At 42.2% G+C, this 20,861-nt stretch carries 21 protein-coding genes and 1 tRNA gene; 8 read left to right on the forward strand and 14 right to left on the reverse strand.

Annotated elements, in window-relative coordinates:
• Positions 1–2: 2 nt before the first annotated feature.
• The 7 genes from arfB to DCK90_RS08240 form a co-directional block, all read right to left on the reverse strand.
• Positions 3–410, reverse strand: coding sequence for an alternative ribosome rescue aminoacyl-tRNA hydrolase ArfB (gene arfB, locus DCK90_RS08210; RefSeq protein ID WP_108245697.1), 408 nt, complete (start codon positions 408–410; stop codon positions 3–5).
• Positions 388–1,383, reverse strand: coding sequence for an ABC transporter ATP-binding protein (locus tag DCK90_RS08215; protein ID WP_108245698.1), 996 nt, complete (start codon positions 1,381–1,383; stop codon positions 388–390). The genes arfB and DCK90_RS08215 overlap by 23 nt, the downstream gene beginning before the upstream one ends.
• A 134-nt stretch (positions 1,384–1,517) precedes the next feature.
• On the reverse strand, positions 1,518–3,674 hold the full coding sequence (locus DCK90_RS08220) for a prolyl oligopeptidase family serine peptidase (RefSeq protein ID WP_108245699.1): 2,157 nt from the start codon (positions 3,672–3,674) through the stop codon (positions 1,518–1,520).
• Positions 3,675–3,750: 76 nt separating this feature from the next.
• Positions 3,751–4,764, reverse strand: coding sequence for an aspartate-semialdehyde dehydrogenase (locus DCK90_RS08225; protein ID WP_108245700.1), 1,014 nt, complete (start codon positions 4,762–4,764; stop codon positions 3,751–3,753).
• 184 nt (positions 4,765–4,948) lie between these two features.
• Positions 4,949–5,359, reverse strand: coding sequence for a large-conductance mechanosensitive channel protein MscL (gene mscL / locus DCK90_RS08230; RefSeq protein WP_108245701.1), 411 nt, complete (start codon positions 5,357–5,359; stop codon positions 4,949–4,951).
• Positions 5,360–5,411: 52 nt separating this feature from the next.
• Positions 5,412–6,521, reverse strand: a complete 1,110-nt coding sequence (alr, locus tag DCK90_RS08235) for an alanine racemase (RefSeq protein WP_108245702.1) — start codon at positions 6,519–6,521, stop codon at positions 5,412–5,414.
• A complete protein-coding gene (locus DCK90_RS08240; protein ID WP_108245703.1) occupies positions 6,514–7,158 on the reverse strand; it encodes a thymidine kinase in 645 nt (214 codons plus the stop codon). The genes alr and DCK90_RS08240 overlap by 8 nt, the downstream gene beginning before the upstream one ends.
• Positions 7,159–7,313: 155 nt before the next feature.
• Between DCK90_RS08240 and DCK90_RS08245 the strand changes: the two genes are divergently transcribed.
• Genes DCK90_RS08245 through DCK90_RS08255 form a run of 3 tightly spaced genes read left to right on the forward strand, consistent with a single transcriptional unit; the run spans position 7,314 to position 9,341 of the window.
• The gene (locus DCK90_RS08245) at positions 7,314–8,006 is read left to right on the forward strand and encodes a hypothetical protein (protein WP_108245704.1); all 693 of its coding nucleotides are present in this window, start codon (positions 7,314–7,316) and stop codon (positions 8,004–8,006) included.
• 48 nt (positions 8,007–8,054) lie between these two features.
• A complete protein-coding gene (rsmI, locus tag DCK90_RS08250) occupies positions 8,055–8,726 on the forward strand; it encodes a 16S rRNA (cytidine(1402)-2'-O)-methyltransferase (protein ID WP_108245705.1) in 672 nt (223 codons plus the stop codon).
• Between the two features lie 39 nt (positions 8,727–8,765).
• Positions 8,766–9,341: a uracil-DNA glycosylase family protein gene (locus tag DCK90_RS08255; RefSeq protein WP_108245706.1), complete on the forward strand. Its 576-nt coding sequence runs from the start codon at positions 8,766–8,768 to the stop codon at positions 9,339–9,341.
• Positions 9,342–9,347: 6 nt separating this feature from the next.
• On the opposite strand, the gene DCK90_RS08260 is transcribed toward DCK90_RS08255, so the two are convergent.
• Entirely contained in the window at positions 9,348–9,950 is a 603-nt protein-coding gene (locus DCK90_RS08260; protein WP_108245707.1) for a carboxymuconolactone decarboxylase family protein, read from the reverse strand.
• Positions 9,951–10,006: 56 nt separating this feature from the next.
• Here DCK90_RS08260 and DCK90_RS08265 point away from each other — a divergent pair, with 56 nt between their 5' ends.
• The 3 genes from DCK90_RS08265 to DCK90_RS08275 all read left to right on the forward strand — a co-directional run bounded on the left by DCK90_RS08265 (position 10,007) and on the right by DCK90_RS08275 (position 13,556).
• On the forward strand, positions 10,007–10,429 hold the full coding sequence (locus tag DCK90_RS08265) for an OsmC family protein (protein ID WP_108245941.1): 423 nt from the start codon (positions 10,007–10,009) through the stop codon (positions 10,427–10,429).
• Positions 10,430–10,601: 172 nt separating this feature from the next.
• The gene (recJ, locus tag DCK90_RS08270; protein ID WP_108245708.1) at positions 10,602–12,290 is read left to right on the forward strand and encodes a single-stranded-DNA-specific exonuclease RecJ; all 1,689 of its coding nucleotides are present in this window, start codon (positions 10,602–10,604) and stop codon (positions 12,288–12,290) included.
• A gap of 6 nt (positions 12,291–12,296) precedes the next feature.
• Positions 12,297–13,556: an MFS transporter gene (locus DCK90_RS08275; protein ID WP_108245709.1), complete on the forward strand. Its 1,260-nt coding sequence runs from the start codon at positions 12,297–12,299 to the stop codon at positions 13,554–13,556.
• On the opposite strand, the gene DCK90_RS08280 is transcribed toward DCK90_RS08275, so the two are convergent.
• The 5 genes from DCK90_RS08280 to DCK90_RS08300 form a co-directional block, all read right to left on the reverse strand.
• On the reverse strand, positions 13,553–14,320 hold the full coding sequence (locus DCK90_RS08280) for a UDP-2,3-diacylglucosamine diphosphatase (RefSeq protein ID WP_108245710.1): 768 nt from the start codon (positions 14,318–14,320) through the stop codon (positions 13,553–13,555). The genes DCK90_RS08275 and DCK90_RS08280 overlap by 4 nt on opposite strands.
• Before the next feature lie 85 nt (positions 14,321–14,405).
• Positions 14,406–16,118 (reverse strand): reverse transcriptase domain-containing protein, encoded by a 1,713-nt coding sequence (locus DCK90_RS08285; protein ID WP_108245711.1) that lies wholly within the window; start codon positions 16,116–16,118, stop codon positions 14,406–14,408.
• 235 nt (positions 16,119–16,353) lie between these two features.
• Positions 16,354–17,121 (reverse strand): enoyl-CoA hydratase/isomerase family protein, encoded by a 768-nt coding sequence (locus DCK90_RS08290; protein WP_108245712.1) that lies wholly within the window; start codon positions 17,119–17,121, stop codon positions 16,354–16,356.
• A 34-nt stretch (positions 17,122–17,155) separates the two neighbouring features.
• Positions 17,156–18,490 (reverse strand): MATE family efflux transporter, encoded by a 1,335-nt coding sequence (locus tag DCK90_RS08295; protein ID WP_108245713.1) that lies wholly within the window; start codon positions 18,488–18,490, stop codon positions 17,156–17,158.
• 12 nt (positions 18,491–18,502) lie between these two features.
• On the reverse strand, positions 18,503–19,003 hold the full coding sequence (locus DCK90_RS08300) for a GNAT family N-acetyltransferase (RefSeq protein WP_108245714.1): 501 nt from the start codon (positions 19,001–19,003) through the stop codon (positions 18,503–18,505).
• Positions 19,004–19,056: 53 nt separating this feature from the next.
• Here DCK90_RS08300 and DCK90_RS08305 point away from each other — a divergent pair, with 53 nt between their 5' ends.
• On the forward strand, positions 19,057–19,854 hold the full coding sequence (locus DCK90_RS08305) for a universal stress protein (RefSeq protein ID WP_108245942.1): 798 nt from the start codon (positions 19,057–19,059) through the stop codon (positions 19,852–19,854).
• Positions 19,855–19,911: 57 nt separating this feature from the next.
• Positions 19,912–19,985 (forward strand) — tRNA-Ala (locus tag DCK90_RS08310).
• 18 nt (positions 19,986–20,003) lie between these two features.
• Here the strand turns inward: DCK90_RS08310 and DCK90_RS08315 are convergent.
• Positions 20,004–20,798: an RluA family pseudouridine synthase gene (locus DCK90_RS08315; protein ID WP_108245715.1), complete on the reverse strand. Its 795-nt coding sequence runs from the start codon at positions 20,796–20,798 to the stop codon at positions 20,004–20,006.
• Positions 20,799–20,861 lie beyond the last annotated feature (63 nt).

Here is a 20,861-nt window from a genome sequence, read left to right on the forward strand (position 1 = left end):
TCTTATCGGGGCAAATCAGGTTTTTTTCGGCCAGCCTTTTTTTCAGCTGTTACTTTTTTGGATTTTAACCGCTTTTCTTTGGATGTTTTGGTGGGTTTGGTAGGTTTTCTCTTTTTGGGTACCACAAGCGCATTTTTCAGGATTTCGAAAAACCGCTTCACTACGAGGTCTTTATTTCGATGTTGGCTACGTGCTTCATCACATTGAAGAATCAAGGCGCCATCATTCGTCAATCTGGATTTCAATTTGAGTTGAATACGCTCCTTTTCCTTATCAGAAAGACCTTCTGATGTGTCAATAATGAAAGTGAGTTCTACTTTGGAAGAAACCTTGTTCACATTTTGCCCGCCAGCACCACTGCTTCGCATGGCCTTAAAAACCAGTTCCCTATGTATTTGTTTTTTGTCCAACCTGAAGCCTTCTGTTGATGGTATTCAAAGATACATTAAGAAAAATAGTTGCCCCTGCGTCTTGCTTTTTCTCTGAATTAAAAAAGATTGTGGTGCCATCTTCCGCTGCACTTTCATTTAAGTAATGATTGCCTTGAAAAAACGAATTGATTACTTTAACCTGAAGCCCAGAGGAATCCGAAAATTTGAACTCGTGCGGATATACTAATACTGACCTATCTATTTCCGAATAGGACTTTAATAATTTCATGGGTACTTCGTTTACTTGCCCAAATAGTGAGGCGGTGTAGTAATTTGGCGGGTTTTTGTAGAGTTCTTGGGTGTTCTCGTTGGCAATGATTTTGCCCTGTTCCAATATCAATGTTCTTTTTGCAAAGGGCAATACATCACTGGGGTCGTGACTGGCCGTCAATACGGTAATACCTTGCTTTTTTAGATACTGGAAAAGGTTTCTACGGAGTACATTTCGCTTAAAATTATCGATGTGCCCAAAGGGCTCGTCCAATAGTAGGATTTCAGGTTCTTGTGCCAAAACACGGGCCAGCGCTACGCGTTGTTGTTGCCCGCCGCTAAGATACTTCACTTTGGTTTTGGCGTAGGGCTTCATCTCTATCAAGTCTAGAAGCTCATTGATGCGTTCTTCATGTGTTTCTCTTTCGAAAACGGAAAGAAATTGTCCTATGTTCTCTTCCACGGAAATGAAGGGCATCAAATCAAAATCCTGTGCCAGATATTTCATATAGGGTTCTCCGGGGACCAAGTTAAAATTGGGTCCCAATGCTTCGACATCGCCCCAAAAAATAGAGCCATCCTCCACATGGAGCAACCCATAGATGATTTTGAGCAGCGTGCTTTTTCCAGAGCCGCTTTCGCCCATCAATGCCACGTGTTCTCCTGGGGGCACTTCAAATAAAATACCCTTTAATATGGTGTTATTTTGGTAACCAAAAGAATCTATCTGGACTTTAAGCATAAATATATGTGGCTCACCTGTCTAAAACATCTCAGCTTGAACGCAATCGAAACCTCAATGGGTTTACTGGTGTTTTATTCTCGACTGCGCTCGAGCAGACAATGTTATGTTTGATTAGTTTTTGACGGATTTAATCAATCTTTGAATTCTTTTATCACAGCTTGGTTGGGTAGTTCATCGTACCCCATATTATAAAGAGTGAAACCAAAAATATCAGCGTACTGTTCAATGGTTTTGCTCACCGGCGTTCCCGCTCCGTGACCTGCATTGGTCTCAATACGTATCAATGTGGGTTGCTCCCCCGCTTGCTTTTCTTGTAGTTCTGCGGCAAACTTAAAACTGTGTGCGGGTACTACACGGTCATCGTGGTCACCTGTTGTCACCAAGGTGGCCGGATAGTCCGTTCCTTCCTTTACATTATGAACAGGTGAATAGCCCTTAATGTAGTTGAACATTTCCTCATTGTCTTCGGAAGTTCCATAATCATAGGCCCACCCTGCCCCGGCGGTAAAGGTATGGTAACGGAGCATATCCATTACGCCTACTGCGGGCAATGCCACTTGCATCAAATCTGGTCTTTGGGTCATAGTGGCACCAACTAGCAAGCCTCCGTTAGATCCCCCACGAATGGCCAAATATTCTTTTGAGGTGTATTTGTTTTCGATCAAGTATTCGGCAGCCGCGATAAAGTCATCAAATACATTCTGTTTATTGAGCTTTGTTCCGGCAATATGCCATTCTTTACCATATTCGCCACCACCACGAAGGTTGGGAACGGCGTACACACCGCCTTGCTCCATCCAAACGGCGTTCACTATGCTGAAAGAGGGCGTTAAACTCACATTGAAGCCACCATAGCCGTAGAGCATGGTCGGGTTTTTGCCATTAAGTTCCGTTCCTTTTTTATAAGTGATGATCATGGGTACTTTTGTACCATCTTTTGAGTTGTAGAATACTTGTTTTGATTCATAATCGTCTGGATTGAAATCAATTTGAGGCTTCCAATATTGTTCGTACTCACCAGTTTCTACGTCGTATTTGTACAGCGAAGCTGGGGTGTTGTAATTGGTAAAGGAGAAATAGAATTTCTTATCCTCCTTTTTGCCACCAAAACCACCGGCGCTTCCTACGCCTGGCAGTTTTACTTCTCGTACCAGATTGCCATCATAATCGTATTGGAGCACTTTGGAAATAGCATCTACCATATATTCAGCAAAGAAGTAACCTCCTCCCGTTCCAGCCGTCAATACATTTTCTGTTTCGGGGATGAGATCTTTCCAATTGTTGGGCGTTGGGTTGGATGCATCCACCACCACGATTTTTTTGTTCGGCGCATCCCTGTCAGTAACCAAGTAAAGTTTGGAGCCTTCGTTTTCGATGGGGTAGGTGTCGGAATCGGTATCGTCCAAAATTGTTACCAGTTCAGGATTTTCTTTGGATAGGTCCATTAGGAACAATTTATTGCCGGATGTTGAAACAGATGCGGTTATAAAAAGGTACTTCTGGTCTTCTGATACGGAACCGCCTACATAACGGTGTTTTTCTTCTGGTGTTCCGCCAAAGATGATCTTATCTTCGGACTGTGGCGTTCCCAATTTATGATAGTAGAGTTTGTGCTGGTCCGTTTTTGCCGACAGCTCGCTTCCTTCTGGTTTATCATAACTGGAGTAGTAGAAACCTTCGTTTCCTTTCCAGGAAATACCACTGAATTTAATATCTACCAAGGTGTCCTCCACAATTTCTTTGGATTCGGCATCGATCACGATACCCTTGCGCCAATCGCTTCCGCCTTCGGAAATAAGGTATGCGGCCTTGGAACCGTCTTTAGTGAAATTCAATCCCATCAAGGATGTGGTGCCATCTTCTGAGAATGTGTTGGGATCCAAAAAGACTTCTTCTTCGCCACCGTCCTTTTTGCGATAAACCACATACTGATTTTGCAGGCCATTGTTTTTGTAGTAATAGGTGTAGTTTCCCTCTTTAAAGGGAGAGCCCACTTTTTCGTAGTTCCAAAGTTTTTCCAATCGGTTTTTAAGGTCTTCGCGAAATGGAATCTTTTCCAGATACCCGAATGTAGTCGCATTTTGTTTCTTGACCCAGGCCTCGGTCTCCTCGCTTCGGTCATCTTCCAACCACCGATAGGGGTCTGGGACCTCGTTTCCAAAATAATTATCTACGGTGTCAACTTTTTTGGTTGTAGGGTAGTTCACAGTAATAGGTTCTCTAGTTTTAGATTCTTCTTTGCAGGCCGCGAATAAAACCAAAGCAGCCAATAGACTTATGTTTTTCATGTTTTCTCGGATTGATTCCGATAAAAGTACACAAAACACACAAACCTATTGGCTACAGTTGATGCTTTAACGAATTTTATGAAATTGCTTCAGAAGTATTTGAAACCAAGTTGTTCTCCACCAAATACTCCGCGATCTGTACTGCATTGGTAGCGGCCCCTTTTCTTAGGTTGTCCGCCACGATCCACATGTTCAAGGTGTTTGGCTGGGTTTCATCGCGACGGATTCTACCCACAAAAACCTCATCCTTGCCATTTGCAAAAGCGGGCATAGGGTAAGTGTTGGTTGCCGGATTGTCCTGCACCATGATTCCTGGTGTTTCACTAAGGAGCTGTCTTACTTCCGCCAAATCAAAATCGTTGTGGAATTCCACGTTTACGGATTCCGAGTGACCACCTGCGGTAGGAATACGCACAGCAGTTGCAGTGACCGAAAAGGAACGGTCGTCCAATATTTTTTGTGGCTCACGGGCCAATTTCATTTCTTCTTTGGTATATCCGTTTTCCAAGAATACATCGCAATGTGGCAATGCATTTCGGTTAATGGGATAAGGATAGGCCATTTCACCTTCTATTCCTGCTGCTTCGTTTTCCATTTGCTCAATCGCTTTAACACCGGTTCCTGAAACGGACTGGTAGGTGGAAACGACCACGCGTTTCATTTGATATTTTTTGTGCAAAGGGTCCAAGGCCAATACCATTTGAATGGTGGAGCAGTTGGGGTTTGCAATGATTTTATCTTCTGTAGTAAGTTCGCTGGCATTGATTTCGGGCACCACCAACTTTTTGGTCGGGTCCATACGCCAAGCGGAAGAATTATCGATTACGGTAGTGCCAACTTCAGCGAATTTCGGCGCCCACTCCAAAGAGGTGTCCCCACCTGCGGAGAAAATGGCAATGTCTGGTTGAGCGGCTACAGCGTCCGCCAGACCGATTACGGTATATTCCTCATTTTTATAGGTGAGCTTTTTGCCCACGGAGCGCTCGGAAGCAACCAATAATAATTCTGAAATAGGGAAGTTACGCTCTTCCAACACTTTCAACATGACTTCGCCTACCATTCCGGTGGCACCAACAACTGCTACTTTCATTGTAAAATTATTTCTTGTTGCAAAGGTACTTCAGTCAGCGAGTTAAACAAGCTTTTTCGCTATCAATTAATAAAAAATAACAAAATGTTACAAATAAAACAACCATCAACATGTTAGCGAAACACATTGATGGTTTTTAAAGGTTATTGTGATGTAGCGGTCGCACCGAAAATTACCGGTACGCTTATTGTTTTTTCAACAGGTCGCGAATCTCGGCCAACAATTCCTCTTGTGTTGGGCCTTTTGGAGCTTCTGGAGCAGGCTCTTCTTTTTTCTTCATTCGGTTTACAGCCTTTACAATAAGGAACATAACAAATGCTACGATGATGAAATCAATAACATTGGTCAGGAAAGCACCGTAGAGTACGGCAATTTCTCCAACAATTTCTCCAGCCTCATTCGGAGTTCCTTCGGTAATTACATATTTCAAATCGTTAAAATCTGCTTTGAAAAGTAATCCGATCAAGGGGGAAACAATTCCGCCCGTGAATGAAGATACTACTTCTTTGAATGCAGCACCCATAACGAAACCTACGGCGATATCCACCAGGTTTCCTTTCATGGCAAACTCTTTAAATTCTTTTAAAAATCCCATTTTACAGTTGAGTATTGGTTAATCAAAGACAAGTTAAGTAAAAAAAGGAATATCAAGCGCCGGTGACCACTCTTTTTACACGTTGTGATATGGCCGTGAGAATCTCGTATGAAATGGTGCCAGCACCTAATGCGAATTTTTCTGCGGATTTCTCCGTCCCAAATACGGTTGCTTCGTCACCTTCTTTACAATCAATTCCGGTAACATCAACCATGATCATATCCATACAAACATTTCCCAAAATAGGCGCTTTGTGGTTGTTGATGGTTACAAAGCCTTTTCCTTTTCCGTACTGTCTGCCAATACCATCGGCATGCCCGATAGGTAGCGTTGCACTTTTAATAGGTCGCCTGGATTTAAATGCTCTATTGTACCCCACGGATTCGTTGGGTTCTATGTGATGGATTTGAGAAATTATCGTCTTTAAGGTTGCCACAGGTTTCAATTGTGCATCTATTTCAGCGTGATTGCCATAGCCGTACATTCCTATTCCGCTGCGGACCATCTCGAACTGTGCCTCTGGATAATTGATAATGCCGGAAGTGTTCAACATGTGCCTCATAGGGGCATACCCTAAGCTATCCTTAAGTGCACTGCTCAACTTTTTGAAGGATTCGATTTGCTTCAGGCTGAAGTCCCGTTCATTTTTATCTTCGGATGCGGCCAAATGTGAAAACGCGGAAACTATTTTGATACATCCATTTTGCAACGTTTCCTTGGCAATAAATTCCACATCATTTTCGGAAAAGCCCAAACGGTTCAATCCTGTGTTAAATTTAATGTGGATGGGATAGTTTTTTTGTTTCTGGACTTTGGCAGCCTCAAGAAATTGGTTCAGGATATTTCTGGAATAAATGCTGGGTTCCAAACGGTAGGCCATCAAATCATCAAAATTGGAAGCCAAGGGGTGTAGAACCAAAATAGGGGTTTTAATGCCTGCTTTTCGCAACAGAACTCCTTCACTAACATAAGCGACCGCCAAATAATCGGCGCCCAATTGTTCCAGTTTTTGGGCAATGGTAACCATATCGCTGCCATAGGCAAAAGCTTTTACTACCCCTAAAAACTTGGTTTCCGGTTTAATTTTGGCCCGCAAGTAATTGTAATTGTGTTCCAAGGAATCTAGGTCCAGGATCAACGTGGTTTCCCCGACCTTACCCATTGGTTTTGTCTTTTTTAGAGGTGACTTCTTCCGAGTTCACATCAATTCCCTTAATTTTTTCACGTAACATGGCCTTGTAAAATGCGGCACGGCTCAAGGGTTCGTACTCTTCAGTCTCACCGAGCAGCACCAAATTATCGTTGAGGGATTTTCTGAAACTGTAGTTAGCTAAGTTTCCGGTGCGTGTGCACACGGCGTGTACTTTGGTCACGTATTCCGCTGTGGCCATCAAGGCTGGCATGGGGCCAAAAGGATTGCCCTTAAAATCCATGTCGAGTCCCGCAACTACCACGCGAATGCCCCTATTGGCCAAATCGTTGCAAACGGTTACGATCTCATCATCAAAAAACTGGGCTTCGTCAATGCCGATTACATCACAATCGTCCGCCAAAAGGCGAATATTGGCAGCAGCCGGAACGGGAGTGGACCTAATTTCGTTGGAATCGTGTGAGACTACCATCTCTTCATGGTAGCGGGTATCCACAATGGGCTTAAAAATCTCCACTTTTTGCTTGGCGAATTGGGCGCGCTTAAGCCGTCGGATCAGTTCTTCGGTCTTTCCGGAAAACATGGAACCGCAAATCACCTCGATCCATCCAAACTGTTCCTTAGGGTTGACTGTGTTTTCGAGAAACATACCGTATTTTTGAAAGAAATTGTTTGTTTTCCCGTTATATTGGGACGACCACAAAGCTACTAAAAAAATGCACCCCTGTTTTCAATAAGATTTTAACCTTTTGTTGATAGGGTATTTGCAAAATCGTTATATTTTTATAGTAAAGAAGAAAAGCTATGATACGGAAATTGAGGGAAGAGTTGATCAAGTTGTCCACTGAGATAATCACTGCACGTGAGGACACCGATCTTGCGGCATTGTACGAAAAATCCAGAAAGATTTATGAAAAGTTGGCCGTATTAAAATTCATAGATGAAAAACTGAACGATGTTGAGGTAGATGTGTCCCAAAACGTGATAGCCTCAAGGTTCGAGAAAATGGCCAATGCCGTTTTAAGTGGAAACACATCCGTTCCGGAGAGCAATCCGCACCAAGAGGATATTATCAATACACCTTCTATGGACACGATTAAGAATATTGTTTCCGAAATGCCCTCCAATATGGATTTGGAAAAGGTGTTTGCCGAGTTCGTGGCAAAACCCAATTTGATGAAGAACGACAAAGATGAGGTAACGCCCAATGAGAATGTGGGAGTACCTTCAAAATCAATTAAGCCAAAATCATTGAATGATCGGTTAGCCAAAGATTTTCAGGTGGGCCTCAACGATAAGCTTGCATTCGTAAAGCATTTGTTCAACAATAACATGGAAGACTATACAAGGGTACTCTCCCAACTTAACACCATTGATACCGAGGAACGCTCCATCGCCTTTGTAAAGAATATGGTAAAGCCGGAGTATAATAACTGGGAAGGTAAAGAAGAGTACGAAACCCGCTTTATAGGCCTAATTGAACGTAGGTTCGCATAAATCCATTTTTTCAATTTTATTTTGATTTTAAGACCGTAACTTTGGTTCATGGGAAAGCTATATCTAGTTCCAACGCCAATCGGAAACCTTGAGGACATGACACTTCGTGCTATAAAGGTATTAAAGGAGGTAGATGTTGTTCTAGCGGAAGATACTCGGACCAGCGGCAAGTTGCTCAAGCATTTTGATATCAACACCCCATTACAAAGCCACCATATGCACAACGAGCATAAACAGGTGGAAGGATTGGTGCAAAAAATGAAAGAAGGGTCTACTTATGCCCTAATTTCTGATGCGGGTACCCCTGCAATTTCCGACCCAGGATTTTTATTGACACGCGCTTGCGTGGAAAACGATATTGAAGTGGAGTGTTTGCCTGGAGCAACTGCCTTTGTACCTGCTCTAGTGAACAGTGGACTGCCCAATGAGCGATTTGTTTTTGAAGGGTTTTTGCCCGTAAAAAAAGGCCGCCAGACCCGACTTTTGGAACTTGCAGAAGAAACTAGGACCATGGTTTTTTATGAATCGCCCCATAAGCTGCTTAAAACCTTGACGCATTTTGCTGAGTATTTTGGGGAAGACAGACCTGTTTCCGTATCTAGAGAATTGACCAAATTATACGAGGAAACCGTTCGCGGAACCGTTGCTGAAGTATTGGAACATTTCAATAATAAGTCGCCCAAAGGCGAATTTGTGATTGTAGTTGGTGGGAAGAAATAGTTGTTAACTTCAACACAATTTTACGACCCAACACATCAGATGGACCAACTACTATCCAAAATACGGAACTGCATCCATTGCAAGGAGCATTTACCCCTAGGCCCCAGGCCCATTGTTGCTGCCCATCCAGCATCAAAAATTGCGATTATTGGGCAGGCACCCGGGACCAAAGTCCACCAAACGGGGGTTCCGTGGGACGATTCTAGCGGAAGGCAGCTTAGAAAATGGTTGGGTGTAACGGATGAACAATTTTATGATGAACAACTTTTTGCCTTGATTCCAATGGGATTTTGTTATCCGGGCAAAGGAAAATCAGGGGATTTGCCACCACGATCCGAGTGTGCTCCTTTATGGCACGAGTCGCTGGTAAAACAAATGCCAAGCCTAAAACTGATAATCTTGATCGGTCAATATGCGCAAAACTACTATTTGGGCAATACGATGAAGCGGAATTTAACAGAAACGGTGAAGCACTATCAGGAATATTTGCCCGATTATTTTGTGTTGCCGCATCCATCGCCAAGAAATCGGTTTTGGTTGAGCAAAAACCCATGGTTTGAGGAAGAAGTTTTATCTGATTTGAGAGAAAAGGTTTCCGGTACGCTGGATTATTGAATCTATTTAATATTTGGACCCATCATGCTTTCCCTTTTGCCACCCAACTTCACCCAAATATTTTTCCGCACTTTCTATAGCACCATCTTCAATGGTTGTTCCCATGGAATCGTTCCAGCGGTTGAGGTAGCCAAAAAGTGAGATGACCCCCATCATTTCTACAATTTCTCCCTCGTTCCAGTATTGATGAAGCTGTTTTTTGATATCAGCATTAACCGTATTTGGTACTTGTGAGGCGGCCAAAGCAAAATCGAGAGCCGCTTTTTCTGCCGCAGAAAAGGCACTATGTGTACGGTATTCCCAAATGTTGTCCAATTGTTCCTGTTTGGCACCATAACGTTCTGCGGCCCTAATCGCATGCGCTTGGCAATAACGGCAGCCCGTAGCATTACTGCTTACCCAGGCAATCATCCGTTTTAAGGCTGAAGACACTCGGCCCTCATTGGCCATTACTGCCTTGTTTAGGTTGATAAAAGCCTTGGATATGGCCGGCCTGTGCTGCATGGTAAGAACCGAATTCGGACAAAACCCCAAGGTTTCGTTGAAGAACTCGGCCAGTTCTTTGGTTTCTGCATCATGCTCGGGCGACAAGGGTTGTACTAAGGCCATTTTTGAGATTATATATCGTATTTTTGAACCCTGCAAGAAACAAAAATTATATTGTCATGACAAATCACATAACTACCAAATGGTTGGGCGAAATGGCCTTTGAGAGCAATAACCCTTCCGGACATACCATACGAATCGATGCCGGAGAAGATAGTGGGGGCTCCGGAGCCGGTTTGCGCCCTAAGGCGTTGATGTTATCCGGATTGGCCGGTTGTTCCGGTTTGGATGTGGCTTCGCTCATCAAAAAAATGAAACTGGAAGTTGATGACTTCAAGATAGAAACCATTGCGAACCTTACCGATGAGCATCCCAAATATTATGATTCCGTAGTAATCGAGTATCACTTTACCGGTGCCAACTTAAACGAGGACAAACTTAAGAAAGCTGTGGACCTTTCGGTGGAAAAGTATTGTGGCGTTATGGAAATGTTCAGAAAATTTGCCGAGTTGGAGATCAAGATTATCTATAACAACAAATAGATTTTCCCCAAAAAGTCCAAGTCCAAGATTCAAGTTCAAAATTCGGTTAAATCAATTATATTTATGAACTAGGTCAACCTCAAGATCAAGTTTTGAAATATGAATGAATGTAAATTCTATGGAAATCGTATTTGAACTTGAATTTTATTGATGAACTTGAAATTGACCATTCATGCGCTGGACCGTAAAGCCAAAACCCGAACAAGAATCCATTGACCGACTTGCTGAAGCTCTGGGGGTAGATGATTTGATTGCCCAATTGTTGATTCAGCGAGGGATAACCAATTACGATGAAGCAAAGGCATTCTTCCGTCCGGAATTGAACCATCTGCACGACCCTTTTTTGATGAAGGACATGCACAAAGCCGTGGACCGGATTGAGCAGGCCATAACCAATGGAGAAAATATTTTGGTGTATGGAGATTACGATGTGGACGGCACCACTTCGGTAGCCTTGATGAGCTCATACCTTTTGGAGACTTATCCTAATGTAGCAACTTATATTCCCGATCGTTATTTGGAGGGATACGGTATTTCGTTTCAAGGAATTGATTTTGCTGCTGATAACGATGTCAGCCTCATGATTGCTCTGGATTGTGGCATCAAAGCCATCGACCAAATAAAATACGCCAAGGAAAAAGGGATTGATGTGATAGTCTGTGATCACCATCGGCCAGGAACAGAACTGCCCGAGGCCGTTGCGATTCTCGACTCAAAACAAGCAGATTGCGAATATCCGTACAAGGAACTTTGTGGTTGCGGGGTTGGTTTTAAACTGATACAGGCCCTTGCTTCAAAACGAGGTAAAACCATTGATGATATTTTACTTTATCTGGATTTGGTGGCTACCGCCATTGCTGCGGATATCGTTCCGATTACGGGAGAAAACCGTGTGCTCGCCTATTATGGTTTAATGGTCATCAACGAAAATCCAAGAATTGGCATAAAAGCCCTAATCGACCAGACCAAAAAGAAAGAACTTACCATAACCGATGTAGTATTTATCATTGCGCCACGAATCAATGCTGCCGGTCGCATGAAGCATGGACAACATGCCGTAAACTTACTTACCGAGACCAACTTTGCCCAAGCACAACAGTTTGCTTCTGAAATTGAACTGTTCAACACAGAACGGAGAAGTTTGGACCAAGAAATCACACAGGAAGCCTTGGTGCAAATCCAAGAAAATAAAGAGGAGGAGAAGTTTACCTCTGTGGTCTACAACGAAAATTGGCACAAAGGTGTGATAGGCATTGTGGCATCGCGATTAACTGAGACATACTACCGTCCTACCTTGGTCTTCACCAAAAGCGGGAATAAATTGGCAGCTTCAGCCCGATCGGTTAAAGGATTTGATATCTACAATGCACTCGAAGGCTGTTCGGATTGTCTGGAGCAGTTCGGGGGACACATGTACGCGGCAGGACTTACCTTGCTGGAAGAGCAGTACGAAGCCTTTAAAAAACAGTTTGAAAAAGTAGTTTCAGAAACCATAGACCCCAAATTATTGCAGCCAGAAATTGCCGTGGATGCCAAAATCTCCATGCACCAAGTTACACCTAAATTGATGCGTATCTTGAAGCAATTTGCACCTTTTGGCCCGAGGAACATGACCCCGATTTTTATGGCCGAAGGTTTAAAGGACACAGGGTATGCCCGTGGCGTGGGGGAAGGCGAGAAGCATTTAAAATGTAGTTTGTATCAGCCCGGTTCAAATCCCATTGGAGGCATTGGCTTTAATTTGGGCGATAAATTAGATGTAGTTAAGGGCATAAAACCGTTCGATGCCGTATTTTCGTTGGATGAAAATGAATGGAACGGAACGGTGAGCCTTCAACTAAAACTAAGAGATATTCGCTAGCAATTTATGGACCCCTACGCAGCACTTCGCTATAAGGAATTCAACATATTTTTGATTGTACGCTTTGCCATGGTATTTGCATGGTCCATGCAGTTTATAGTGATTGAATGGCAAGTCTATTCCTTGACCAAGGACCCACTTTCGCTTGGTATTATCGGATTGATGGAAGTGATTCCAGCGGTGAGCATGGCCCTTTTTGCCGGACATATCGTAGATCAAAAAGAAAAGCGAAACCTATTGATTACCTGTATTGGCGGGTTCTCTGTAATAAGTCTTGGACTGTTCTTGTTGAGCTGGCCCGGGCTTGAAGAGTCATGGGAATCCAAAACCATATTGTATTCCATTTACGCCTTGGTGTTCTTGGGAGGATTTGTGCGCTCGTTTTTAGGTCCGACCATATTCTCATTGATTGCTTTGATCGTTCCCAAAAAAATATATCCGAATGCCGCTACGTGGAGCAGTTCCACATGGCAATTGGCCTCGGTTTTGGGTCCGGCGCTGGCGGGTTTTTCCATTAGCTGGATTGGGGTGCATTGGAGCATGTGTGTTATTTTCGGTTTCTCTTTGTTCGCGTTGATTTTTCTTTTCCAGATTCCCAGAAAACCTATTATGAACCCAAAAATTGGAGAGCCCGTTTTTCAAAGTTTGAAGGATGGACTCAAATTTGTTTTTGGCAACAAGGCCATTTTTGGGGCATTGACCTTGGATATGATTGCCGTACTTTTTGGTGGGGCCGTAGCACTATTGCCCGTTTATGCCCAGGACATTTTGCATGTGGGCTCCGAAGGTTTCGGGATTTTACGGGCGGCTCCAGCGGTAGGAGCATCCATTACCATGTTGGGTTCTACGAGATTTCCGTTACATAAAAATGCGGGCAAAAAATTGTTGATGGCAGTATTTGCCTTCGGTGTCTGCATCATTGTTTTTGGGCTATCGGAATTGTTTTGGCTATCGGTGATTGCCTTGTTCCTCAGTGGTGCTGTGGATGGTGTTTCCATGATCATACGGCAGACTATTTTACAATTAAAGACGCCAGATAATATGCGTGGCAGGGTAGCATCAGTGAACTCCATGTTTGTGGGTTCCTCCAACGAGTTGGGAGCCTTTGAAAGTGGATTGGCGGCCAAATTATTGGGAACGGTTAGCGCAGTAGTTTTCGGTGGATGTATGACATTATTGACAGCGGGAACAACGGCTATTGTTTCGCCGAGCTTCAGGCGATTGGACCTTCAAAAAGACATTGAAGAGCACGAAAAGGAAGATTAATTTTCTAGTTTTTCCAAAATCAATTTTTCACCATCAAAAACGGCATAAGTAAAATAGGAAATCCAATCCCCTAAATTGGTATAGGTCGATTTTTCATTGAGTTTGATTTCCATAGGAAGGTGTCGATGACCAAAAATGAAATGGTCATAGTGCTGCTGCTCCAGCTTGTGCTTGGCATATAAAATCAGCCATTCCTTGTCCTCTCCCAAAAAAGTAGCATCAGCATCTCCGGAAATAACCTTGTTGTTCACGGACAAATGCTGTCCCAAACGTACTCCCAAATCGGGGTGCAACCATTTAAAAAGCCATTTGGCCACGGGATTGGTAAACACCTTTTTCATTCGTTTGAAGCCCTTGTCGTGTGGCCCCAATCCATCGCCATGGCCGATAAAAAAGGAAGTATCGTTGATAAGATACTGCTGAGGTTTGTGGTAGACAGGTATGTTGAGCTCTTCTTCAAAATAACCGTTCATCCAAAGATCGTGATTGCCCACAAAATAGGTAATGGGAATGCCCATGTCCGATAGTTCGGCCAGCTTTCCCAAGGTGCGGGTAAAGCCTTTTGGCACTACGGTTTTGTATTCAAACCAAAAGTCGAAAAGATCGCCCATTAAAAAAATGGCAGCAGCATCATGCTTTATGGAATCCAACCACGCCACAAACTTTTTCTCACGAGGCAAACTATCCTTGCGGGTGGGAGCCCCGAGGTGGTTATCGCTCGCGAAATAGACTTTTTTGCCTTTAGGCAGGGCAATGTTCTTCATTTACTTTTTGTAACGTCGGTTGCTTCGTATTCTGTTGACCACATATACCACGATTACGAAAAGGGCCAATATGGGGAAAATCAAATCATTCATTTTTAATAGACTCTATATCTTTAATTATTTCTTGAATTCTGTCAAATATAAGCCTAAAGCTATCAATATTAACTTTTTTAAAATTGTCATGTTTGGATAATATATTACGAGCAAAGTCCTTTTTTGATAATGCTAGACTTCTTTCTTCCAAGTCATAGACTTTTGAATCAATTATACCATCAGTCATCCTTAGTTTTTTTTGTCCAAAGTCACACCTGACATTTTCCATCTCTATATGTTCACCGCTTTGATCATTAAACTCATTGCTTAAAAAGATTCTTCTTCCATATTCATCTTTGATACATAGATCGTGATTTTTGTAATAATGTTCTATGCAGTTTTTATCAGTTTTTCTGTGAAATGGTTGAGGTAAATAAAATGTAAAAACTCGATTATCAAAGTTTAGGTATTTCCTATTTCTTGTAGGGTTAAATTCTCCAAGAGTTTGAGGGTTGTCAGAATCAAAAACGCCAATAATCGGACGTGTATTATCGGATAGAAGATGACCTCTCAATATTTCCATTAGCTTTTTATCACCTATTGTAAGGGTTTCATCATACTCATAAATTTTGATGGCCGAATTGACTTGAAGGTAATTATTAATAACGTTGAAAGATTCAAGGGCATGCTTTAAATGCATCCAATCCGTATTTCCCTCAGTATACACCAATATTTTATCCCCTTGGTAACTTAGATAATTTTTTAGAGTGTCTTTAGGCGCTAGAACCTTAAATTTAGCAAGTAACTTTTTAAATATAGGGTCGTTCTTTCCTCTTATGTCAGCGACAAAAAGTAGTTTCCCTTCAATTATTCTAATAAAAAGTGAATCATCTTTTTTACTCTTATGACGAACAGAATACTTATTAAAATGCTCTTGTGCTGCATTACTTAGACCAAAGGTTTCCCAAGCATGTAGCATAGCCCTAACTTGCTTTAAAAACTTACGCTTAACATTTACTTTTTGGTTTACTGTTAAACCTGTTACATATTGATGTTCGTAAGGCCTTTTAAGTGAGGATTTATTGGGATTAATACTAAATCTGTTTTTGCAGATAATTTCATTTAACTTTTCTCCAATCTGAATTTCATGCTTGACGATTTTGCAAAGTGAATCAGGGAACCTTCTAAGACTTGTAGAGAAAGTAATATCATCTGCATAACGAGAGTAAAAACATTTATTGTTTTTTGCAAGACGTTTTAAATCATTATCAAGGCTTCTACATATTAAATTTGATATGACGGGAGAGCATGGACTTCCTTGAGGTAATGAGTTTTGATGGCAACAAAGTTGGGCCAATATATATGCCACTTCATTATTAAAATTAAATGGGGGTGCTTTGAAAACACCAGAAACTCTACCAAAATTTATAGAAGGGAAGAAGTTCTCAAGATCTATATTAAAAACAAAACGTTGATTTACATGTATTTTAGCATTGGTTCGAATGCCTTTCTTACTCGTGTAGCTATGAACATGTTTTTTTGGGAGATATAGTTTTGTTAGTTCTTTTGATAGTTTTTTTTGGATTGTTTTTAAAGATGGAATGGGAGCATAAATCTCCCTTTTGCTACCATTTTTCTTTGGTACGTGAAACTTATTATACTTTTTGTCTTCGTTATAGGCGTTATAGTCTAGCTGCTTAATTGTAATGTCAAGAAACTCTGCTAAATCATTTTTTGTTTTTAAATCGGTGAAGTTTTTTTTCATAAACTAGACGCACACAACAATTCTACTTTAGCTGGATTGCTAAGAATAATTAAATGTTATTATAACTTTTAAAGCATTTTTTCTAATGACAATTAACAGTTATGGAAATTTAAGTAGAAGTAGTTTTTGCTATTAAGTATACCACTCCGAAACTATGGCAGGATCGCACATAAAATCAATAATGTTATGTACGCCTAGAAAACTTCTACAATATAAAGATAATGTGAGTAGTTTACTACTTTTTAAATTTTTCCAGTGCTTTTTTAGTGTTGGATGACAGTGCCAATCTACCAGATGCTTCGGCACGTTCCAACAATAGGTCGTCCCAATGCTCGGTTCCTTCCCAAAGGACCTTTTTCATTTCAGCTAAGGCTTCGGGATTATAGGTCGCCATTTTTTGCAAGTGAATGTCCAGTTCCTTGTCCATTTCGGAAATGGAATCGTATACCTTTGCATAGAGTCCATGTTCCTTGGCCCAATACGCATTTTTCCACTCTGTGGGATATAAAGTGAGCTCTGCAAGGGCAGCTTTTCCCATTTTACGCTCTACAGCGGGAGCGATGACGAACGGACCTATGCCTATGGAAATCTCGGATAGTTTGATGGCTGCTTCCTCGGTAGCATGCACATAATCGCAAGCCGAAGCCAATCCAACCCCGCCACCAACAGTCTTTCCTTGCACCCGACCAATAATCGGTTTTGGACATTTGCGCATAGCATTGATGACATTGGCAAAACCGCTGAAAAACTGTTTGCCTTCTTCTAAATTAGAAACGGCCACCAGTTCATCAAAGGAAGCTCCTGCACAAAAGGCTCTTTCTCCTTCTGATTTAAGAACAATGACGGAAACTTCATCATTTTTACCAAGTTGGTCAAACTCCTTGGCTAGTCTGGCCAAAAGTTCGGACACAAAGGAGTTGCTTGCCGGATGGCCGAATTCGACCGTGGCAATCCTGTTTTCTATTTTGGTATATAAACTTCCGTTGGTTCTATCCGTTGTCATCAAATTAGATTATCAGATGTCTTTGAGCACTAAATTAAGGGTTTTGCACCAAGGGTCTGAACTTTCTTCTAAATTTCCAGACCAGAGAGAATCCGCGAATCATCATCCAGACGACAAAAGCTATCCAAATGGCATGTATGCCGAGACCGGCGTATAATCCTAAATAGAGGCAAGGTATAAACCCTAAAAAGGTAGCGACCAAGAGTACATTTCTCAAATATTTCATTTCTCCCATTCCTTTAAAAATCCCATCAAAAATAAAGGCCAAGGTATTCATAGGCAGCCCTAGAATTACAATGTAAAATATGCTGTAAAAGGTATTGAGTACAATTTCTTCTTTGGAAAAAAGTAGTCCAATGGGCCGATAAAAAATAAATCCTAGACACATGAGGGAGAGACTCACAATCATTCCGTACTTGAAAATGGTCTTGGCCAATTTCCACAGACCATCATAATCAGCAGCGCCCAAAAGTTTACCACCCATACTGTTGCCCGCTGCTGCATAGCCATCAATAAAGAAAGCGGCGAACAACCAAAGGTTGACCGCGATAGTGTGCGCTCCGATGAAGCGGTCCCCCAATGTGGTGGCTTCGCGAACGGCCAGCATCAAAGCGGCATTCAGGGCCAAGGTCCTTACAAAAAGGTTAAGGCTCATAAATATCAATCTTTTGATTTCCTTGTTCAGCGGGAAGGTCAATTTTAAGCTGATATCGGTTTTTTTCACAAGTAGGATAAAGGCCAATATTGCCATAATGGCTTGGGCAATCAAACTCGCCCATGCTGCACCTTCCAAGTACAATGCGGGAATGAATCCCTCAATGCCATATACCAAAACAAAGTCCAACAGAATGTTGAGCCCGGCCCCCAACATGGCGATGACCATGGGATAAAAGGTGTTCTGGAGTCCACGGAAAATCCCAAAAATGGCAAAAGTGAATAGGGTAAGCGGAAATCCCCAAACTCGAATGGAGTAATAGGAAACACAGTAGTCCAATATTTTGCCCGATGCATTGAAGAGTGCAAAAATCTCTTCGATTACAAAAATGGTGGTGAGCAGGACTACCAGGCTCAAACAGATGTTCAGAAAAATGGCCTGAGCAGGCAGATTTTTAACTTCGGATAACCTGCCGGCACCCAAATATTGTGATATGATAGCAGAAATGGCACTACGGGTCTGTCCGAGAACCCAAATGAGCATGGACAAAAAGGAACCTACGATTCCTGCCGCTGCCAATGATTCCAATCCGTCCACTGGAATATTGCCCACAATGGCAGTATCCGTAATAGACAGTAAGGGTTCGGCAATACCCGAAATGGTCGCGGGGATTGCCAATTGGTTGATGCTCTTAAAATTTACCTGTGTGCTCAAATCGGCGGCAAGTTACAGCACTAATTCATAACAATGAAAGGGATGCTTGCTTTGTTTGGGAAAGTAGATGTCCCCAAGTTTTTGATACCCTCTTTGTTCGTAAAAACATTGGTTTCTTTTGTTCTGGGAAAAGGTGTCCAAGCGTACTGAGATAAAGTTGTTATCTCTTGAATAGTTTTCGGCAAAATCCATCATTTGTTGGGCCAATCCCTTGCCTTGAAGTTTAGGGTCTACTGACAGGCGGTGGATGTAGGTGCTGTTTCCGTTTGGAGTCAGCCATTGTATGGGTTTGTATTCCTCGTCCATCAATGTGGATATGACGATGGTGCCCTGGATGGCATGGTTTTCCTCAATCACAAAAAGTTCATTGCGTTCAATGTCCTTTATGAATGCTTCTTTGGATGGATAGTGCTCGTTCCATTGAAAAATGCCGTTCTCCTGCATTTTTTTGGCACAGGCTTGGGTTATGGTCAAGATATCGGGGATTTCGGATATCTTTGCGCGTCTTATCATTGATTCGTTTCAATTTAATTGTAAATTTAAGGTTTAATCGTAATAACCAAACCATGAACAACATACTTGTACCTATTGGAACTTCTCCAGATTCTTCTCAAACCTTGCAATATGGCGTTGATTTTGCCGCTGAATTCGGCGCAAAGGTCTATGTAATGGACGTATTTAACGTAACCACGGCTGTTGGTAGCTTGGCGAATGTGGAAGAAAAGGTGGCAAAAAGCAGCAAGGAACATTTAAAGGAGGTCATTGACCAAGTAGATACCAAAGGGGTAGAGATTAAAATGGCCACATACAATGGTGATATCATCGATGGATTAAAAAGCATCAATAAGGAACTTGGCATTGACTTGATCATTATTGCCCCAAAAAGTAACGACATCCAAGAAGAACTTTATTTAGGGAATACATCCGGAAGAATTATCAAACAGACGGAAATCCCCACCCTTATAGTTCCCAAAGGAACCGTTTTTAAACCTGCCAAAAAGATATTGACAGCTTTTGGTTCCGGTATATTGAAGCGAAGTAGCATTCTGAACCCATTAATCATTATCAAGAACAAGTTCAGGTCTGAAGTAAGCCTATTATTGGTAAAAAGACCGGGCTATACCGAGGATGATCTTAAGGTGAACACTGCTTTAATGGATTTGAGCTCACAATTGACCATTACAGAGAACGGCACTACCTATTTAGGGGTAACGGAGTATTTCCAGAAAGAGCACCCGGATATGTTGTGCGTATTTCGCAGAAAACGAGGATTCTTTAAAAAACTATGGGAAAAGAACACGATTCAGAAGTCGGAGTTCTTCGTTAAGATACCGGTATTGGTACTCAGCGTTAAAAAAGATTAAGGAAGCGACGCAATTTTTGATACTTTCGAAAAAAAGTAGTTATTTTGCGCTCTCTTTGGGGGATTAGCTCAGTTGGCTAGAGCGCTTGCCTGGCAGGCAAGAGGTCACCGGTTCGAATCCGGTATTCTCCACGAAAATTGAAAAGCACCTTATAAATGGGGTGCTTTTTTTCTGAATATTCGATGAAATTTTTCCGGAAGCTCATCGGTAATACAGATTTTCTTTTTAGTAAATGGATGCTCAAAATTCAGGGCGTGGGCGTGAAGGTACAACCCTTTGCCTTTTAAAATTAGGCCCTCTAAAGCATATTCTTTGTCTCCGAGTATAGGATTGCCCAAACTGTACAGATGCTTTCGCAATTGGTGCCTTCTACCTGTTTTGGGATGTAATTTTACTAGGTTTAGGGTGCCGAAACGCTTCGATGGAACCGACCCGACAACCTTGTAATCGGAATGTGACAGTTTTCCATCTATATCAGAGTTTATGGTTCCCCGTGGCTTCATTTTGCCAATAGCCATGGCATAGTAGGTTTTAGAGATGAGTTTGTCCTCGAACATGTTGTTTAAAGCTCGGATGCTGCTGTGAGTTTTGCCCACCAAAACAATGCCCGTTGTGGCATAATCCAATCGGTGTACGGGTTGAGGGGTAGTGGCATCGGGAAGCGAACTGGGTGTAAGATTTTGCGGTAAAGCGTTGGTGATGGTCTTGAACTTGTTGCCGCTCACTTCGATTCCCGCGGGTTTGTGGATGGCTGCCAAATGTTCATCTTCATATAACACCTGGAGGGGGAATATGAGTCGTTTATTAGGTGTAGGATCTTCTGGAATGGTCAAAACAATACGTTCGCCACCATTGATTATGGTAGCGGTCGAGGCAATGAAACCGTTTACGGTGATGTAGCCTTTTTTTAAAGCTTTTTTAAGTGCAGATTTGGTAGGGGCCATTTTAAAAATACCTACTCCGTACTCCTGTAGCCGCTGGGGTTCGGGAATATCGGGAGCGATATG

This window comes from Muricauda brasiliensis (assembly GCF_003057865.1).
Classification (GTDB): Bacteria; Bacteroidota; Bacteroidia; order Flavobacteriales; family Flavobacteriaceae; genus Flagellimonas; species Flagellimonas chongwuensis.

Coding starts and splice junctions, on each gene's coding strand:
- DCK90_RS08215 (WP_108245698.1), bottom strand. CDS start 1,383: ATGCTTAAAGTCCAGATAGATTCTTTTGGTTACCAAAATAACACCATA.
- DCK90_RS08220 (WP_108245699.1), bottom strand. CDS start 3,674: ATGAAAAACATAAGTCTATTGGCTGCTTTGGTTTTATTCGCGGCCTGC.
- DCK90_RS08225 (WP_108245700.1), bottom strand. CDS start 4,764: ATGAAAGTAGCAGTTGTTGGTGCCACCGGAATGGTAGGCGAAGTCATG.
- mscL (WP_108245701.1), bottom strand. CDS start 5,359: ATGGGATTTTTAAAAGAATTTAAAGAGTTTGCCATGAAAGGAAACCTG.
- alr (WP_108245702.1), bottom strand. CDS start 6,521: ATGGGTAAGGTCGGGGAAACCACGTTGATCCTGGACCTAGATTCCTTG.
- DCK90_RS08240 (WP_108245703.1), bottom strand. CDS start 7,158: ATGTTTCTCGAAAACACAGTCAACCCTAAGGAACAGTTTGGATGGATC.
- DCK90_RS08245 (WP_108245704.1), top strand. CDS start 7,314: ATGATACGGAAATTGAGGGAAGAGTTGATCAAGTTGTCCACTGAGATA.
- rsmI (WP_108245705.1), top strand. CDS start 8,055: ATGGGAAAGCTATATCTAGTTCCAACGCCAATCGGAAACCTTGAGGAC.
- DCK90_RS08255 (WP_108245706.1), top strand. CDS start 8,766: ATGGACCAACTACTATCCAAAATACGGAACTGCATCCATTGCAAGGAG.
- DCK90_RS08260 (WP_108245707.1), bottom strand. CDS start 9,950: ATGGCCTTAGTACAACCCTTGTCGCCCGAGCATGATGCAGAAACCAAA.
- DCK90_RS08265 (WP_108245941.1), top strand. CDS start 10,007: ATGACAAATCACATAACTACCAAATGGTTGGGCGAAATGGCCTTTGAG.
- recJ (WP_108245708.1), top strand. CDS start 10,602: ATGCGCTGGACCGTAAAGCCAAAACCCGAACAAGAATCCATTGACCGA.
- DCK90_RS08275 (WP_108245709.1), top strand. CDS start 12,297: ATGGACCCCTACGCAGCACTTCGCTATAAGGAATTCAACATATTTTTG.
- DCK90_RS08280 (WP_108245710.1), bottom strand. CDS start 14,320: ATGAAGAACATTGCCCTGCCTAAAGGCAAAAAAGTCTATTTCGCGAGC.
- DCK90_RS08285 (WP_108245711.1), bottom strand. CDS start 16,118: ATGAAAAAAAACTTCACCGATTTAAAAACAAAAAATGATTTAGCAGAG.
- DCK90_RS08290 (WP_108245712.1), bottom strand. CDS start 17,121: ATGACAACGGATAGAACCAACGGAAGTTTATATACCAAAATAGAAAAC.
- DCK90_RS08300 (WP_108245714.1), bottom strand. CDS start 19,003: ATGATAAGACGCGCAAAGATATCCGAAATCCCCGATATCTTGACCATA.
- DCK90_RS08305 (WP_108245942.1), top strand. CDS start 19,057: ATGAACAACATACTTGTACCTATTGGAACTTCTCCAGATTCTTCTCAA.
- DCK90_RS08315 (WP_108245715.1), bottom strand. CDS start 20,798: ATGGCCCCTACCAAATCTGCACTTAAAAAAGCTTTAAAAAAAGGCTAC.